Source organism: Niastella populi (assembly GCF_002078015.1).
Lineage (GTDB): Bacteria > Bacteroidota > Bacteroidia > Chitinophagales > Chitinophagaceae > Niastella > Niastella populi.
The window spans coordinates 40,912-56,857 of record NZ_LWBP01000189.1; the positions used below are offsets into that span (position 1 = coordinate 40,912).

General features: G+C 45.4%; 12 protein-coding genes and 1 tRNA gene. 6 read left to right on the forward strand and 7 right to left on the reverse strand.

The window, feature by feature from the left end; genetic code table 11:
• Positions 1-204: 204 nt before the first annotated feature.
• Positions 205-3,021, forward strand: a complete 2,817-nt coding sequence (locus tag A4R26_RS18925; RefSeq protein ID WP_081166461.1) for a TolB family protein — start codon at positions 205-207, stop codon at positions 3,019-3,021.
• Positions 3,022-3,163: 142 nt separating this feature from the next.
• Here A4R26_RS18925 and A4R26_RS18930 read toward each other — a convergent pair whose 3' ends face one another.
• Positions 3,164-3,685 carry a phosphatase PAP2 family protein gene (locus tag A4R26_RS18930; RefSeq protein WP_242674954.1) on the reverse strand — a complete coding sequence of 174 codons (522 nt, stop codon included), beginning with the start codon at positions 3,683-3,685 and terminating at the stop codon, positions 3,164-3,166.
• A 118-nt stretch (positions 3,686-3,803) separates the two neighbouring features.
• Positions 3,804-6,482: a valine--tRNA ligase gene (locus tag A4R26_RS18935; protein ID WP_081166471.1), complete on the reverse strand. Its 2,679-nt coding sequence runs from the start codon at positions 6,480-6,482 to the stop codon at positions 3,804-3,806.
• A 1,221-nt stretch (positions 6,483-7,703) separates the two neighbouring features.
• Here A4R26_RS18935 and A4R26_RS18940 point away from each other — a divergent pair.
• Positions 7,704-9,074, forward strand: coding sequence for an exonuclease domain-containing protein (locus tag A4R26_RS18940; RefSeq protein ID WP_081166475.1), 1,371 nt, complete (start codon positions 7,704-7,706; stop codon positions 9,072-9,074).
• Positions 9,075-9,362: 288 nt separating this feature from the next.
• Positions 9,363-9,857, forward strand: a complete 495-nt coding sequence (locus A4R26_RS18945; protein ID WP_133054727.1) for a hypothetical protein — start codon at positions 9,363-9,365, stop codon at positions 9,855-9,857.
• A 68-nt stretch (positions 9,858-9,925) separates the two neighbouring features.
• Here A4R26_RS18945 and aat read toward each other — a convergent pair whose 3' ends face one another.
• The 4 genes from aat to A4R26_RS18970 all read right to left on the reverse strand — a co-directional run bounded on the left by aat (position 9,926) and on the right by A4R26_RS18970 (position 13,049).
• Positions 9,926-10,576, reverse strand: a complete 651-nt coding sequence (gene aat, locus A4R26_RS18950; RefSeq protein ID WP_081166485.1) for a leucyl/phenylalanyl-tRNA--protein transferase — start codon at positions 10,574-10,576, stop codon at positions 9,926-9,928.
• A 120-nt stretch (positions 10,577-10,696) separates the two neighbouring features.
• Positions 10,697-10,993 carry an ATP-dependent Clp protease adaptor ClpS gene (locus A4R26_RS18955; RefSeq protein WP_081166490.1) on the reverse strand — a complete coding sequence of 99 codons (297 nt, stop codon included), beginning with the start codon at positions 10,991-10,993 and terminating at the stop codon, positions 10,697-10,699.
• A gap of 263 nt (positions 10,994-11,256) precedes the next feature.
• Positions 11,257-11,805, reverse strand: a complete 549-nt coding sequence (locus A4R26_RS18965) for a hypothetical protein (protein ID WP_081166498.1) — start codon at positions 11,803-11,805, stop codon at positions 11,257-11,259.
• Between the two features lie 422 nt (positions 11,806-12,227).
• Positions 12,228-13,049: a helix-turn-helix domain-containing protein gene (locus tag A4R26_RS18970; protein ID WP_081166502.1), complete on the reverse strand. Its 822-nt coding sequence runs from the start codon at positions 13,047-13,049 to the stop codon at positions 12,228-12,230.
• Positions 13,050-13,298: 249 nt separating this feature from the next.
• Between A4R26_RS18970 and A4R26_RS18975 the strand changes: the two genes are divergently transcribed.
• Positions 13,299-13,373: transfer RNA gene (locus A4R26_RS18975), tRNA-Val, on the forward strand.
• A 194-nt stretch (positions 13,374-13,567) separates the two neighbouring features.
• Here the strand turns inward: A4R26_RS18975 and A4R26_RS18980 are convergent.
• Entirely contained in the window at positions 13,568-13,975 is a 408-nt protein-coding gene (locus tag A4R26_RS18980) for a cupin domain-containing protein (protein WP_081166506.1), read from the reverse strand.
• Between the two features lie 413 nt (positions 13,976-14,388).
• On the opposite strand from A4R26_RS18980, the gene A4R26_RS18985 reads away from it, so the two are divergent.
• Both A4R26_RS18985 and A4R26_RS18990 read left to right on the forward strand, forming a co-directional pair.
• The gene (locus A4R26_RS18985) at positions 14,389-15,366 is read left to right on the forward strand and encodes a hypothetical protein (RefSeq protein ID WP_133054728.1); all 978 of its coding nucleotides are present in this window, start codon (positions 14,389-14,391) and stop codon (positions 15,364-15,366) included.
• A 16-nt stretch (positions 15,367-15,382) separates the two neighbouring features.
• A complete protein-coding gene (locus tag A4R26_RS18990; protein ID WP_081166513.1) occupies positions 15,383-15,892 on the forward strand; it encodes an anthrone oxygenase family protein in 510 nt (169 codons plus the stop codon).
• Positions 15,893-15,946: the final 54 nt, after the last annotated feature.

Genomic DNA, 15,946 nt, shown 5'->3' on the forward strand with positions numbered 1-15,946 from the left:
ATCGCTCGAAATTCGAGCGGCGCAAGTTCGTAATAAGATCTGACTAGTCGCGAGGCCATTGCCCATTGCCCATTGCCCCTTCACCCTCTGCCGATTCACGCCAGGCCACTGTCGATTTTTCTTGTTTGTTTATAGAAAAAAGGCTTTATTTTCAGGTTTATATAACAGCATGGTGGAAAGGAGCGTACTTTATAATACTTAGTAATGAGAAAACTTTTTCTTTTTATATGTTGCCTGCCTGTGTTGAATGTATTACAGGCGCAGCAGTTTGGCGGACATCCCCCTTCTACAAAATGGAACCAGATCAATAACGATACGCTGCGGCTTATTTTTCCGGCCAATCTCGCACTGGAAAAACAGGCTGCGGATATTGCCGCCACCATACAACGCCTCGGTGTGCAAACTTTGCCCACTATCGGCGATCGCATCCGGAAGGTGAGCATCGTATTGCAGCCACGCACCACTATCTCCAATGCCTATGTGGCACTGGGCCCCTGGCGCAGCGAGTTCTACCTGATGCCGCCGCAAAGCGCCTTCGACCTCGGCACCACACCCTGGTACCATGCCCTGGCACTACACGAGTACAGGCACATACAGCAATACAATAATTTCCGCAAAGGGCTATCGCGGGTGGCTTATTATTTGTTCGGACAGGAAGGCCTTGCCATGGCCAATAGCGCCGCCATCCCAAACTGGTTTTGGGAAGGCGATGCCGTTTACCAGGAAACGCTGAAAAGCCGGCAGGGCAGGGGACGGCTGCCATTTTTCTTTAATGACTACCGCTCTTTATGGCTTGCCAATAAAAATTATTCATGGATGAAACTGCGCAACGGTTCGCTGCGCGATTTTGTACCCGATCATTATCGCCTCGGTTATATGCAGGTGGCGTACGGACGTGAAAAATACGGAGCCGGTTTCTGGAAAAAAGTGACCGACGATGCAGCCAGGTTTAACGGAGTGTTTTACCCATTTCAGCGCGCCATCAAAAAATACAGCAATACCGATTATAAAACCTTTCGCCGGGAAGCCATACAATATTTCCGCGCATATGCCGATTCGGTCGGCGGCGATGGCGTCAGCAACTGGGCAGGCAGGCAGTCGCATTTTGCAGGCGATGAAGAGTTTGCCCAATGGATAAACGATAACACCGTTGTGCTGGTAAAAAGCAGTTATAAAAAGATACCGGCTTTTTACCTGCGTAACATAAGTACCGGTAACGATACGCGCCTGCGCACAAAAGATATTTCGCTCGACAACTACTTCTCATACCGCAACGGAAAAATTGTATATGCCGCTTATGAAGCCGATACCCGGTGGAACTGGAAAGATTACAGCGTGCTGAAGGTGCTCGATGTGGAAACAAAACAACAGCACACCATCACGCACCGGTCGAGTTATTTTGCGCCCGATATTGCTGCAGATGGAAAAACCATTGTGGCGGTAGATGTACAGCCCGGCGGTTTTGCCACCCTGCATATAGTAGATGCCGCTTCAGGCGCCGTTTTGAAAAAAATACCCAATCCACAGCAATTGTTCTATAGCCAGCCCAAATTTTATGACCGGCAGTCGGTAGTGGCTGCGGTGCGTACAACAACCGGCGCCAATACACTGGTAAAGGTGAACATCGATGACGGCACGGTAGAGGAATTGTTGCCATGGTCGATGCGCGCCGTCGGGTTCCCGGCGGTACAGGGCGATACCATTACTTTTACGGCTGCCTGGGAACAAAGAGATGAGTTGTTTTCGCTGGTGAACAAACAATTGTATCGTTTGCCAACGCCCGATAATACCGGTACTGGCAATTACCAGTTAAGCACGAATAATAATAAAGCGGTTTATTCGGCCTTTACGGCAGCGGGTTATCATCTGGTGCAACAGGACCTGTCAGGTAAAAGCTGGCAGCCGGTGAGCGCTGAAGCGTTTACCGCGCCATTGTTTGAATATAGTTTGGATAATTTGAAACAGGACCAGCCGATACCTGTCGATACCAGCCGCCGGTACCGCATCAGCCGTTACCGTAAAACATTTAACCTGATCAATTTTCACAGCTGGCGGCCTTACATTTCCGACCCCGATTATACGTTTTCACTGGTGGGCGAGAATGTGCTGAACACGTTGCAGACGGAGATCTATTTCAATTACAATACCGACGAGAAGTATAAAGAGCTGGGTGTTTCAGCCATTTATGGCGGCTATTTTCCTTACCTGGTATTGGGCGTTTCAGAAACATTCGACCGCCGTGAGTCGGATACTCCCAACCGCACATGGAATGAATTTAACGGCCGTTTTGGTTTGCAGTTTCCCTTTACTTTCAATGGCGGCCGCTTTTACCGGCGGCTGAGTTTATCGGGCGGCTTCAATCATCACCAGGTAAATTATACGCTGGGCTCAAAGAACAGGTTTGCCGATAAACAGTTTGAATTTGCAGATGCATCGGTGTCATTCACCATGCAGTCGCAGGTTGCGCGGCAGCATATTTACCCGCGTTTCGGCATCAGCCTGTTTTCGCGGTACCGCACCATACTTACCACGTACAGCGGATACCAGTGGTTAACGAGCGCTTCGTTGTACCTGCCGGGTGCATTCCCTACGCATAACCTGGTTTTGAATGCGGCGTATCAAAAACGCGATACGTTAACTGACTATAGCTTCAGCAACAGCTTTCCCATGTCGCGCGGGTATTTGGGCATAAACTATTACCGGTGGCCCGAAATGTACAAGGTGGGGGTGAACTATCATTTCCCATTGTTGTATCCGGATGTTGGCATTGGGAATATTGTTTATTTCCAGCGGGTGCGCACCAATGGTTTTTACGATTATACCGATCTTAAATATTATCGCGGTGACGCGCATTTGCAGTTCCGGTCTGCAGGCGCAGAAATGTTCTTCGATACCAAATGGTGGAATGAATACCCGGTTAGTTTCGGTATTCGTTACAGCCGGTTGATGGATGGGGAGTTGATGGGGCTGGGGGCGAACCAGTGGGAGTTTATACTGCCTGTAAACCTGCTTGGGAGATAAAGTTATGTCTTATTGAATATAGGGAAGGGCTAAAAGCCAAAAGCTTAACGCTGAAAGCAAATACAAATACAGTTGAAGGCCTGAGGCATTAGGTTTTCTGCTTTAGGCTTTCGGCTTTCAGCTTTCAGCCTGCCGTTATATCCTATAAAGCTGGAATTACACTCGGTTTCTTCTTAAATAACCATTTATTGGCCTTATACATCAACCATGCGCTTCCCGCCCCGATAACGGCGCCGGCCAGCACGTCGCTGGGATAATGCACGCCGAGGTACATGCGGCTATAACCTACCGCCGCGGCATACGTAAATGCCGGAACGGCTACATACCATTTGGGATAGGCCAGGTACAACGAGGTGGCCGAGGCAAATGCTACTGAAGTATGCCCGCTGGGGAAGGAGGGGCTGTTGCCTGTGCCGGCAGCGGATAGCCCGTCAATCTTCATATAGGGCCGCGACCGCTTAAAGGAGTATTTCATCCCATAGGTGATAAACGTGGCTGCTGCGGCCGATTCGGCCAGGTATAACCCCTTTTTCAGGGTCATTTTATTATTGTCGATAAGCCCAACCACTGTAACCGTGGCGGGAATAAGAAACGATATTTCCTGCGTGTAGTCTGATATGCCCCGCATCACTTTTGTAACCCCCTCACGCCGGGTCTCCATCATATTCACCAGTATGCGCTGGTCGAAGTTCAGTTTTTGCGCCCGGCAAGGCTTAAAACAGGAAAAGCACACCGCAATGAGCAGTGTGCTTTTAAAAATGTATGAAAGGGGCGTCGCTACTTTAGAGGTTTTTGAGGCTATCCTCGATAGCCCTGATCTTTTCTTCAGCATCCAGTTTTTTCTTTTGCTCTAATTGAACGACATCCGGCCTTGCAGATTGTACGAACCTTTCGTTACTTAACTTTTTGTTAACTGATTCAAGGAACTTCCTGTAGTAATCCAGGTCCTTCAACAGCTGTTCTTTTTGCGCACCGGTATCTACAGGACGTTCACTTTCAATGTAAAACTTGTCCTTGTCGATCACCGCTGTAATGGTTTGCCCTACAGGCTGTGTAACGAAAAGAATTTCTTCGATATTTACCTGTTTTTTCAGGATGGCTTCAATGGCTTTGTACAGCTCATTGTTCTCGGCCTGAATATGCAGTTTGATGGGTTCTTTTGGTTTAATCTGGTTCTTTACCCGAACATCGCGCAATCCGCTGATAACATCCTGTAACAATTGTCCTTCTTTCAATACAATTGCATCGGATTGTTGTGGAGCTGTGAATTGCTTTACGCACAGGTCTTCCGTGCGGGGAGCTATTAGGTGGTAAATTTCCTCTGTAATGAACGGCATGTATGGATGCAACAGTTGCATCAGCTCGGTGAAGAACGCAACCGTTTTGTCGTACACGCCTTTGTCGATAGGTTGATCCATCGGTGGTTTTACCCACTCGAGGTACCAGCTGCAGAAGTCGGTCCAGATAAGGGAGTAAAGTGTTTTTAACCCTTCACTCAGTTTAAAGTCTTTATAGTGCAGTTCAATTTCTGCTTTAGCCTGTTGCAGCCTGTTCTCAAACCAGGTCACGGCAAAAGGTGTTTCGCCGCTGGAAGTTGTGCTAACCTTTGCTTCCCACATCTTCACCAGTTTCAGCGCATTCCAGATCTTGTTATTGAAATTGCGGCCCTGTTCGGGTGAGGTTTCATCGAACAGCAGGTCGTTTCCGGCGGGGGATGAGATCATGATGCCGAAACGTACGGCGTCGGCGCCGAATTTTTCTATCAGCATCAGCAGATCGGGCGAGTTGCCCAACTGTTTGCTCATTTTTCTGCCCAGTTTATCACGTACCATACCGGTGAAGTACACATCGCTGAACGGTTTAACATCCATGTACTCCATGCCGGCCATGATCATACGGGCCACCCAGAAGAAGATGATGTCCTGTCCGGTTACCAGTACCGAACCAGGATAATAATAGTTTATATCGGGGTTACCGGGGTGGGTAATACCCTTGAACACTTCGATGGGCCATAACCAGCTCGAGAACCAGGTATCGAGCACGTCGTCATCCTGGCGCAGGGGGTGGTTGGTATAGGGCGAATGGGTGGTTGAGCCAACAGCTGACGGCTGTATATTCTCCGCCCACAGGCGAACGGCTTCTTCTTCGGTTTCGGCCACATAACAATTACCGTTATCGTCGTACCAGGCGGGAATTCGTTGACCCCACCAGAGCTGGCGGCTGATACACCAGTCTTTTACATTCTCCAGCCAGTATTTATAAGTGGCCATGAACTTGTCGCCGGGGTGAATTTTTACTTCACCGCTGGTAACGGCTGTGAGGGCTTTATCGGCCAGGGAGCGCATGGTTACGAACCATTGAGTTGAAATGCGCGGTTCCACTACGGCGAGGCTGCGTTGCGAGAAGCCAAGGCGGGTAGTGTATTCTTCCTCTTTTACCAGCAGGCCCTGTTCCTTCAGCATTTCCACTACTTTTTTCCGGGCCTCGAAGCGGTCAATACCCACGCAAACCTGTGCGGCCTCGTTAAGGGTACCGTCTTCGTTGAGGGTATCTATCACCTGCAGGTTGTGTTTGAGGCCGAGGTTATAGTCATTGATATCGTGAGCGGGGGTAACTTTCAATGCCCCGGTGCCGAATGCAGGATCAACGTACTCGTCGAATATTACCGGAACGGCGCGGTTCACTAGGGGAACGATCACTTTTTTGCCTTTCAGGTGGGCAAAACGTTCGTCGTTGGGGTTAACGCACACGCCGGTGTCGCCCATAATGGTTTCGGGGCGCTGGGTGGCGATGGTGATGAAGTTTGTAGTTTGTGGTTTGTTGTTTGTGGTTGCTGCCTCATCAACTACCAGGTATTTTACGTAGTATAATTTACCCTGCACTTCCTTATACTCCACTTCTTCGTCACTTAAGGCTGTCTTTGCGGCGGGGTCCCAGTTGATCATACGGGCGCCGCGGTAGATCATTTTTTTATTATAGAGGTCGACAAAAACCCTGATAACGGCTTTGTAATAGTCGGGGTCCATGGTAAAGGCTACCCGGTCCCAGTCAACACTACAGCCCAGTTTTTCTATCTGGTGATAGATGATGCCGCCGTACTTTTCTTTCCATTCAAAAGCGTGTTTAAGGAACGCTTCGCGGGTGAGGTCGCTTTTTTTGATGCCTTTTTCCTTTTCGAGCATTTGTACCACCTTACTTTCAGTGGCAATTGAGGCATGGTCACTGCCGGGTACCCAGCAGGCGTTGAAACCGCTCATGCGGGCTTTACGCACCAGAATGTCCTGTACCGTTTCGTTGAGGGTATGGCCCATGTGTAATACCCCGGTAACATTGGGCGGGGGTATCACCACGGTGAACGGTTTCCGGTCATCGGGGGTGCTGTTGAAATATCTTTTTGATTTCCAATGCTTACTCCATTTGTCCTCCACCGCTTCGGGCTGATAGTTCTTGCTTAATTCCATAGATTTTGTAATCTGCTTTAAGGGAGGGCAAAGGTAACGAAAAGGAATGTGCTAATTTGCTAATGTGCTAATTGGCTGATGAATGTGATAATTGGATAATGGAATACGGGGTACCGCTGTTTGTCACTTATAGTGAGCTATGCCCGGTACGAGGCTGTATTTCCATTAGCATATTATCACGTTAGCCACATTAGCTAATTAAAAAAGCACCCCGCCTCTCCGCAGAATGCTTACAAAATGACTCTCACTCCAATACCACATCTGTTGTGATACCAGAAAGCTTTTTGTGTTTCATGTAAGGTTTGTTGCAATCAGCAATTAGGCATACCAGTACAGGTATGACAACAGCATAATAAAGCTGAGAAAACCTAATGCAAGTAATGCAACTTTACCGTTTTCGCCCAGATGGAAATGTTGTGTTGACTTTTTCATACGCTACGTTTGTTTTTTAAATGTTAAGTACGTAGTACGATCATGCAATCGGTTTTCACAGGCTTACGAAGTAAAGGGTATTGTAAAGATTGTAAACTAAAGCCGTGGTGATTCAGGAAGGATATAAACCAGTTAGATAAAATTCCACGCAATTGATAATAGCCACTACAAATGTAATACACAGCCGTTAAAGCTGCAAATATCGGCGTTAAAAATGTGAAAAATACGGGGGTACATGAGGGTAAAAAATACACTATTAAGGGCTGAAAGTTATAACGTTAGTCGCCAGGATGGGGAAAAGGTGACAGAAAGTATGAAGCACAAAAGAAGGAGTGCTCACGATATGGCTAAACGCAGGATGGCCCCGGGGTTGACAGGGTGGCTTTTAGCATATCGTTGTTATTCAGCTGTATTCTTCGTGCTTCATACTAAAGAAACTACTTCAGATGGAACGAAAAATCAGCCCTGTGTGAACCAGTAAGAAAACAGTACCAGTGCAGCAAAGAACAGAACAACTACTGCTACAACGGTGCGTTTCTCCCCTGATTGATGCAAGTTAAATTTTTGCATAGTCAACGGATTTTTTGAGGTTTAACAATGCGGGTCGGATTAAACACTCATGGGGTAGGATTACCGAAGTCGGAATATGAACTAAGCGAGGTATGGGAAGTTTTTTAGTAAAGTAAAGAAATTCAATTGGTTGTGATTTCTTACTTCCAGCTTCTTGCTACTTTTTTTAGTTTTCCGGCATCGTCTTCCGGTGGTTCTTTGTAACTTTACCATCAATCTATGTACGCTATAGTTGATATAGAAACTACCGGGGGGTACGCTGCCAATAACGATATTACCGAGATCGCTATTGTGTTGCACGACGGGCAATCTGTTATAAACCGGTTCGAAAGCCTGGTACGGCCGGTTCGTACCATTCCATACTATATTCAGGTATTGACGGGCATTTCCAATGAAATGGTGAGTGATGCGCCTTCCTTTGAAGAGCTGGCGCCGCAATTATATGAGTTGTTGCAGGGAAGGATCTTCGTGGCCCATAATGTAAACTTCGATTACTCGTTTCTGAAACATCATTTCAGCGCCGCGGGGTACGAGCTTACTACAAATAAACTTTGCACGGTACGGCTTTCAAAAAAAGTTTTTCCCGGCATTCCATCTTACAGTTTGGGCAACCTTTGCCGTTATTTCGGTATTACTATTCAAAACCGGCACCGCGCCGGGGGCGATGCCGATGCCACTGTTCGCCTGCTCGAGCATTTACTGCAAAATAATGCGAAGCCCCATATTCAACAGTTTATAAAACGCGGGGCGAAGGAACAATCGCTGCCGCCTAATTTGCCTGAGGAACAGGTGGCTCAATTGCCGTATACGCCCGGGGTGTATTATTTCCATAACCAAACCGGGAAGGTTATTTACGTGGGCAAGGCGAAGAACCTGAAATACCGCGTAAGCAGTCATTTTACACATAACGGATCGGGTAAACAGCGGCAGGATTTTCTGCGGAATATTTACAGCATTACGTATCAGTCGTGCAGTACGGAACTGATGGCATTCATTCTCGAAAGCGTGGAGATAAAACGGTTATGGCCTCAGTTCAACAGCAGTCAGAAGCGGTTTGAACATGCTTACGGTTTATACATGTTTGAAGACAGCAGCGGTTATATGCGGCTGGCTATCGACAAAAAGAAAAAACACATGGCGCCGTTGTATACGTTCAATTTGCTGGTAGAAGGGCATAGGCTCATCAACCGGTTGATAGAGCGGTTTAATCTTTGTCCGAAATTATGCTTTATGCAAACCGCACCGGGACCGTGCTCGCCAGGTGGCGAAGTGGTTTGTTTGGGCGCCTGTGAGCATAAGGAAGCCGTTGATACGTATAACCACCGGGTGAATGAAGCATTGCAATGGCTGGAAGAATGGCTGCCTACCTTTGCGGTGGTCGATGCCGGCAATGAGCGCGATGAACATAGCTGCATATTGATGGAGAAAGGCAAGTTTTATGGTATGGGTTATATTCCCGCCGGCGTAGGCATTACCAACAGGGAAGAATTGAAAACCTACCTCACAAGATATCCTGAAAATGATTATATACGGGGATTGGTATATCAATTCATAGAAAAGTATCCTGGTAAAAAGGTGAATTTTGGATAATGTGATAATTTGATAATGAATACAGCGAACGGGAAAATATAAAACCTGAGGCGGTTTCGCAATATTCGCACAGGCGAATTTTCGCGAGCCCATTGCCCATTGCCCATTGCCCATTCACCATTCACCATTCCCTCCTTCGGTAATTACCATCCGGCTACGTACATTTCCAACATATATATGACCGTTGGTCAATATTAAACCACTTTGGTATTAAAGTTGTGAAACATTTGGCGGCATTCTTTTTCAGGTAATTTTTTTTACATATTTTTTGTACAAATAACCCACACTATGAAAAGACGCAATCTGTTACTATGCTGTTTGCTCGCAGCAGGGTGTCGTGAGACAGCACCCAACAATGAAGCAGCTGCTAAAGCCGCTACGGCAGAAAAAACGCCGCCCGCTATCAAGGCGCCACCGGTTGAAAAAATTCCACTGTATCGCACAACGGTGAATGAGGAACCAATAGCGGAGCATAAGGAAAAAACGTCCAATCCGTTAAACGATTGGTATTTTTCAGTAAAGCTGTATGAAACGCCTAAAACTTTTCAGTACCTGATGAAATGTAAGTATGAAGAGCTGGAAGGCGACGATACATTGTATTTGCCCAATATGGGTGTAACGCCAAAACCTGTTATACAAAAAGGGGAGGACAAGTACTCCTGTATCGTAGGTTTTATGGATAACAATAATCAGTTTCGGGAGTACAAAAAAGTGTATGTGAAAAATGATCAGCTGAAAGTTACATCCCTGAAACATTATACGGTAGTTACTTATGAAAAGTAAGGCTACACGTAATTAACCGGGAATTTATGCAAAGGGAGTGTCTTCAACAGGAGGCCTCCCTTTTTAGTTTATTCTTCGATCAGCAACTGCAGTAACTGAACAAAATCTTCCCTTGAGATCATATGCGCGCCCAGGCTTTCGAGGTGCTCGGTATATACCTGGCAATCGATCAGCTGTACATCATCTTTTTCCAGTTGTTTTACGTAGCTGATGAAGGCATATTTGCTTGCATTGCTGACCTTGCTGAACATGCTTTCGCCAAAGAAAACCTTTCCCAGTCTTATGCCGTACAAACCGCCCACCAGTTCATCGTTCTGCCAAACTTCAGCACTGTGGGCAACGCCGAGCTTGTGTAAACGAATGTAGGCTTCTTTCATCTGGTTGGTGATCCAGGTACCGCTTTGTCCGGGCCGGTCGATGCTTTTGCAGTTATTGATGACTTCAGTAAAAGCTTTGTCGATGGTGAAAGTAAATGTTTCGCGTTTGAGCAGTTGTTTCATGCTTTTGCTCACTTTCAGGGTGGGGGGCGTTAAAATAAAACGCGGATTGGGGCACCACCAAAGGATATGCTGACCTTCATACCAGGGAAAAATGCCCTGGCGGTACGCCAGTAATAAACGTTCGGTAGAAAGATCGCCGCCAACAGCCAGCAATCCATCCGGTTCAGCCAGGTGAACCGGGGGAAAAATGATCTCGTTATCCAAAGCAAATAGAGGCATGCCGGGCGTGGTTGGTTGCCGTAAAAATAATAAAAAGAGAAATGTGGTTTGGGTCAAAGCGCCCGATTACTGTTGTGGGCAGATGGCAGGCAAAGGTTAGCGGGAATTTGCGCTGAATTTTCAGGCAAGTACTTCCAGTGTGGCGCCGATGCCGCGGTCGGTAATGGCATCGCATTGAGGTTTCAGCTCATCGTAAGAGCCTTGTTTAACGGCGTACTTACCCTGAAAATGGATGATGTAAGCGCATTGTTCAGCCTGTTCGGTAGAATGGCCGCATACTTCAACCAGGGTTTCAATAACCCATTCAAACGTATTCACCTCATCATTCCATACGATGAGGCTATATGGCTCATCCAGCGTGGTGAGCACATCGGTTTCCTCTTCGTAAAGTGGTTTAACAGATCCATCAAAAGCCATATACTATGGTTTAATCCGTTACAAATTTATAAAAATACCCGTGCCGCAGCAAGCGCTTTTATTGGTTTTTAATAATGGGTGGTTTTTACGTAAATGATTCATATAGAATAAATAAAGTGTGTGAAATACAAAAAAGTGCCATTGCGCCATTGTTAAATCGGGAACAACGAATGGTAATTCAGCCATCGGATTGCCGGCAATGGGCATGCGTATTTGCGGTTCACCGCATCACTGGTGCAATGCTAAATGATCTCTTTCCTTTTTTATTTTTTTCTCAGTTTCTGCTTCATCTTTTCAACATCTGCAATTATAGAGTATTCCCGATTTTCGATCTCATGCCCGTTTTCAAGCAACAGCGTTTTCAGCCAGTCATAGGTTTTATAATCGGCCTTTATATCCTGATGTGGCGCTGCATACATGTACATGCACGCAAAACAGATATTAAGGTTAGATACCACATTGTTTTTATGATCATAAAATACAAGTGCATCACGGTAAACCGGGGCACACAACAAGCTGAATTTTTGTTCAATTGGTGTTTGTAAAACTTGCTTTAACCTGGCTGAAAGAGGGTGATCGCTTTTGAATGTGTTTATTTTTTTCGCAAAAGGATGAAATTGTCCCGCGTCATTTATCAATACAGCATATTTTCGCTCCAATACGGTATAAGCAGTTAGCCTTTCTTCAATGTCCTCAATTGATCTTACCTGTTCATATTCGGCGTTCACCTGCTTCTCTTCCGGTTCCCGGTTAAAGCTCCAGGTTTCAACATAATCAAAGACGATGCTATCAATATATTCAGCTGTATTCATATGACGGGGTTTTAGTTGGCTAATATAAAAGTTTCTGTTTTAGCCGCATAGAATCTTACGCGTGTTCAAATTGGCTATTGTCTGTTGCCTTTTGGTCAATTGGAGGCTGTCCTGTACCATCCTGCCCGGCAGCGGTTGCGATCATTGATGAAATCTTCTGAAAATCGCTCTGGTGGCGGGTTTTGCAATTGTATAGCAGGGTTAGGCATAATAAAAAAGCGTAAAAGTGGGTTATGCCATGTTCCCGGCGCGCTGTACTTTTACATCATCAACAACGGTAGCACGGTAAAAAGAGAGAGAAAGCGCAGAAGCTACCATGAAGCGAAATGCTTCACTTCAAATCAGATTTTACCTTTTTTTTCATATGGCAAGCAATCGTTAGAGGTCGGCTGTTTCTACAGAGGACCTTTTTTCTTTTCAGGTCATTCCTCTTTTACCTTTGGAAAATTCTCGGCTACTTCATTCAACTGTTTTTTATAATCGAAAGGCGACACGCCGGTAAATTCCCTGAACGTGCGAATGAAATGTGACTGGTCGCTATAGCCATTCTCGTAAGCGATATCAGATAACTTTTGATAGTTATTTTTCCTAAGCTGGTTAAGCGATTCCTGGAAGCGGCAGATGCGGGAAAATAATTTGGCAGAAACCCCGATCGATTGTTTGAACCGGCGCTCGAGCGTGCGTTCACTCAATTGCAATTGCTTCAACAGCGCATTGAATGAAACTGCTCCTTTGCCGCGGAAGATCTCTGTTACGGCAAATTTTGTAATGGCATCCTGCTTATCGCCGGTATGTTGAACAGAATTGCTAAGGCTGGAAGAAAATAAATTGATCTGTTCTTCAATAGTGGTGGCGCCCATCAGCTTTTCCAGTAAATTTTTTTCTTTTTTATGCTGAACAAGGCCCATGTCGACACAGGTTCCTGTAAGCTCATTTGCATCGAGGCCAAAAACCGATTGCAGGGCATGTGGTTGTAAACAAATTCCGATCGTGTTCAATTTTCCCGACAGGATCATCTTCGCCGGTTGAATGGTTTGTCCGTACAACAAAACAGAAGGCAATTGTTTTTGATCTTCCAGATAGAATGTTCCCTTATCGGGTGGCTGAAACATGATACCGGGACTGCCATCGGCGAGGGGACTGAACGTTTCAACGGAACCGGCATTACCATTATTTTCCAGTACCCAAAAGTACCGGACGAAAGGCCGCAAATTTTCAGGCGGAAGAACAATACGATAATCCATGTTGGGAAGCTTATACAGGTAAGATGTAACAATGATCCCGTTCCGGGGCTAATGCAATTTATAGCTTTTTAGCCGAGCCGGGTTCCTTTCAAAAAAATGAGGAAAAATGTTCATTATCAATGAAAAAAAATTTGGCGGAAATGTGGCAAGCCTTATCTTTGCACTCCCAAAACGGAATAAGGGCAGCGAAGAGAAAGGAAAGTTTGGGAAAACAGCTCTAAAGTATTGAAAGTTAGTAGATAACTATAAGGGAGTTTAGCTCAGTTGGTTCAGAGCATCTGCCTTACAAGCAGAGGGTCGGCGGTTCGAGCCCGTCAACTCCCACAGAATAGGTAAAGCCCTGCATTGCAGGGCTTTTTTTTTATCTCTACCAGATATTCGAACCTCTGAATGTCCAGTGCCATATTGCAAATATTTATTGTTGCCTTATAAATATGCAGTTTGATGTCGTAAAAATCATCATAAAGACTTTGTAGTATCGGTATAACTTCAGAAGTTCATTAAGCTATTTTCTTCCGTTATTTGTTGTCTTCAAACCATTTCACAATAGAAGGCATATTCCTTTCAAAGCCGCCAGGTATAAAGAAATTTAATGCTCCAGCTTTATTGCCGGTTTTGTTTTTGAAGTCATGGGTTGTTTTTGCAGGAATTCTTAAAAATGTTCCTTTGTCAGCATCTATCCATTGATCGCCAACAAGGAACGACACTGTACCTTCCAGCACATAAAATACTTCGTCGTTTTCTTCGTGGGCATGTGGTCCCGGCCCGTCGGAGTTTGGCGCTAACCACCATTCTGAAATACTATATTTTGCGCTGGTTTCATTTTCGTCTGCTTTAAAAATAGCAGTCATCGTTCCGCAGTTGTAAACTCGTCCTTGTCCATTTGTGAGAACAATAGGAACTGTTTGGTCATTTTTATGTTTCATTTCTTGTATTGAAAGACAAATTTATCGAAAGAAAATTCATGTCATCAATATCTCCGTAACAGGTTCGTGAAAACGCAAACTCTTTGGCGCATCTTGCTTCTTCCAGGTGGTAGTTTGTTCCATAAAAGGTGAAAAAACGGTAAGAAAGGAATGTTGGAAGTTGCTAAATTTAAAGAAATGTAACCATTAGCCACCAGGCAGATTAAATCATGAAAATAACCATGACATTAGTTCTCAATAATTGGTTTCTTTTGGGAAATAAAAAATAAATCATCTACATTTATTATTACTTCCTTACACTTCCAATCCTCTAAAAAACAAATCATTGAGCCTCGTCCCGTCCCATGTCGGTTTTCTTCTATTTTCCGGCTTTTCGGCCATATAATTTTGGTTTCATAATAACCATCCCTATTATGAAACGGATAATTATAGTTACCATTTTACTTGTAACCGCCATTATAGCTGCTGTATATCTCGCCGGAAGCGCCTACTGCGCAAGTACCGCTCAATACGACCGCATGTTGCTGCCAAGGATCTCAGATTATAAAATATTCGCAGGCGAACCGGTTGCGCTTATCCCCGGTAATGGCTTTCAGTTGTACGAACTGTCAACCGGTTTGTTCACCGATTATGCCGAAAAACAACGCCTGATAAAACTGCCCGCCAGTAAAACTATCGTAGCGGTGAATGATGGGCTGCCCCATTTTCCCGATAGTACCATCCTGGTTAAAACGTTCTATTACTTTAACGATAAAAGAAATATCTCCAAAGGTAAACGGCTTATCGAGACCAGGCTGCTGGTGAAATATAATGGCCAGTGGCTGGCTGGCACCTATGTATGGAATGAAGCGCAAACCGATGCCGTGCTGGTAAGCAAAGGCGCTACAACGGCTGTTTCATGGATCGATGAAAATGCAAATACCCGCAATATTACTTACCGTATACCAGCACCGAAAGATTGCGCTTCCTGTCATAAGAGTAATAATTTGCTGTTGCCGGCCGGATTTAAGATGCGGAACCTCAACCGGAACGTAGTGCGGAATAATGCTACCCTAAATCAATTACAATATTTACAGAATGCAGGTGTGTTGAGCCCTGTTGATCCGGCTGCTTTCTCTTCATTGCCCGACTGGCAAAATGAAAAGCATACTATCCCGGAAAGGGTACGGGCATACCTGGAAATGAATTGTGCGCATTGTCATAACGATAAAGGTTCCTGCGCCCTTTCATCTGTACGTTTTGGCTGGGAAATACCGCTGGCCGATACCCGCATTGAAAACAAAAAATACCGCATTATAAACCTGATGACAAAAGGAAGAATGCCACGCATCGGCACCACCATCGTCGATGCAGAAGCGCTGACACTGATAAAAAAATATTTTCAACAATAATATAAAACCACGTCCAATGACTTTTGCAAATATCGCATTACTGATCGCCGCTTTTACTACTGCACTTATTGCCGGGCTTTTTTATTCCTATTCCTGTTCGGTAAATGCCGGACTGGGCAAACTGCCCGATGCCGGATACCTGGCTGCTATGCAATCGATCAACCGCGAGATCCTGAATCCCTTATTCTTTATGAGCTTTATGGGAACATTGTTCCTGTTGCCCGCCGCCACCTGGCTGCAATACAGTAATCAGGGAACTACCCGGTTTTACCTGTTGCTGGCCGCAACACTGGTTTATACAATCGGTACTTTTGGGGTTACCGTACTGGGCAATGTACCGTTGAACAATGCGCTCGATGGTTTTCAGTTGCAGTCTTCGTCGGCCGGCCTGCTTCATCAGCAAAGAGAATTATTTGAAAAACCCTGGAACCGCTTGCACAGCATTCGCACAATTGCCAATGCCATCGCTTTGATTTTGGTTTTGCTTGCATGTATAGTAAAAACAGAAACACTTAAACCAGAATAGCATCTTCTGGTTCAAGTGTTTTTACTTTACATTTCTGATACTTAATTTTTCATT

Coding starts and splice junctions, on each gene's coding strand:
- A4R26_RS18925 (WP_081166461.1), top strand. CDS start 205: ATGAGAAAACTTTTTCTTTTTATATGTTGCCTGCCTGTGTTGAATGTA.
- A4R26_RS18930 (WP_242674954.1), bottom strand. CDS start 3,685: ATGATGGAGACCCGGCGTGAGGGGGTTACAAAAGTGATGCGGGGCATA.
- A4R26_RS18935 (WP_081166471.1), bottom strand. CDS start 6,482: ATGGAATTAAGCAAGAACTATCAGCCCGAAGCGGTGGAGGACAAATGG.
- A4R26_RS18940 (WP_081166475.1), top strand. CDS start 7,704: ATGTACGCTATAGTTGATATAGAAACTACCGGGGGGTACGCTGCCAAT.
- A4R26_RS18945 (WP_133054727.1), top strand. CDS start 9,363: ATGAAAAGACGCAATCTGTTACTATGCTGTTTGCTCGCAGCAGGGTGT.
- aat (WP_081166485.1), bottom strand. CDS start 10,576: ATGCCTCTATTTGCTTTGGATAACGAGATCATTTTTCCCCCGGTTCAC.
- A4R26_RS18955 (WP_081166490.1), bottom strand. CDS start 10,993: ATGGCTTTTGATGGATCTGTTAAACCACTTTACGAAGAGGAAACCGAT.
- A4R26_RS18965 (WP_081166498.1), bottom strand. CDS start 11,805: ATGAATACAGCTGAATATATTGATAGCATCGTCTTTGATTATGTTGAA.
- A4R26_RS18970 (WP_081166502.1), bottom strand. CDS start 13,049: ATGGATTATCGTATTGTTCTTCCGCCTGAAAATTTGCGGCCTTTCGTC.
- A4R26_RS18980 (WP_081166506.1), bottom strand. CDS start 13,975: ATGAAACATAAAAATGACCAAACAGTTCCTATTGTTCTCACAAATGGA.
- A4R26_RS18985 (WP_133054728.1), top strand. CDS start 14,389: ATGAAACGGATAATTATAGTTACCATTTTACTTGTAACCGCCATTATA.
- A4R26_RS18990 (WP_081166513.1), top strand. CDS start 15,383: ATGACTTTTGCAAATATCGCATTACTGATCGCCGCTTTTACTACTGCA.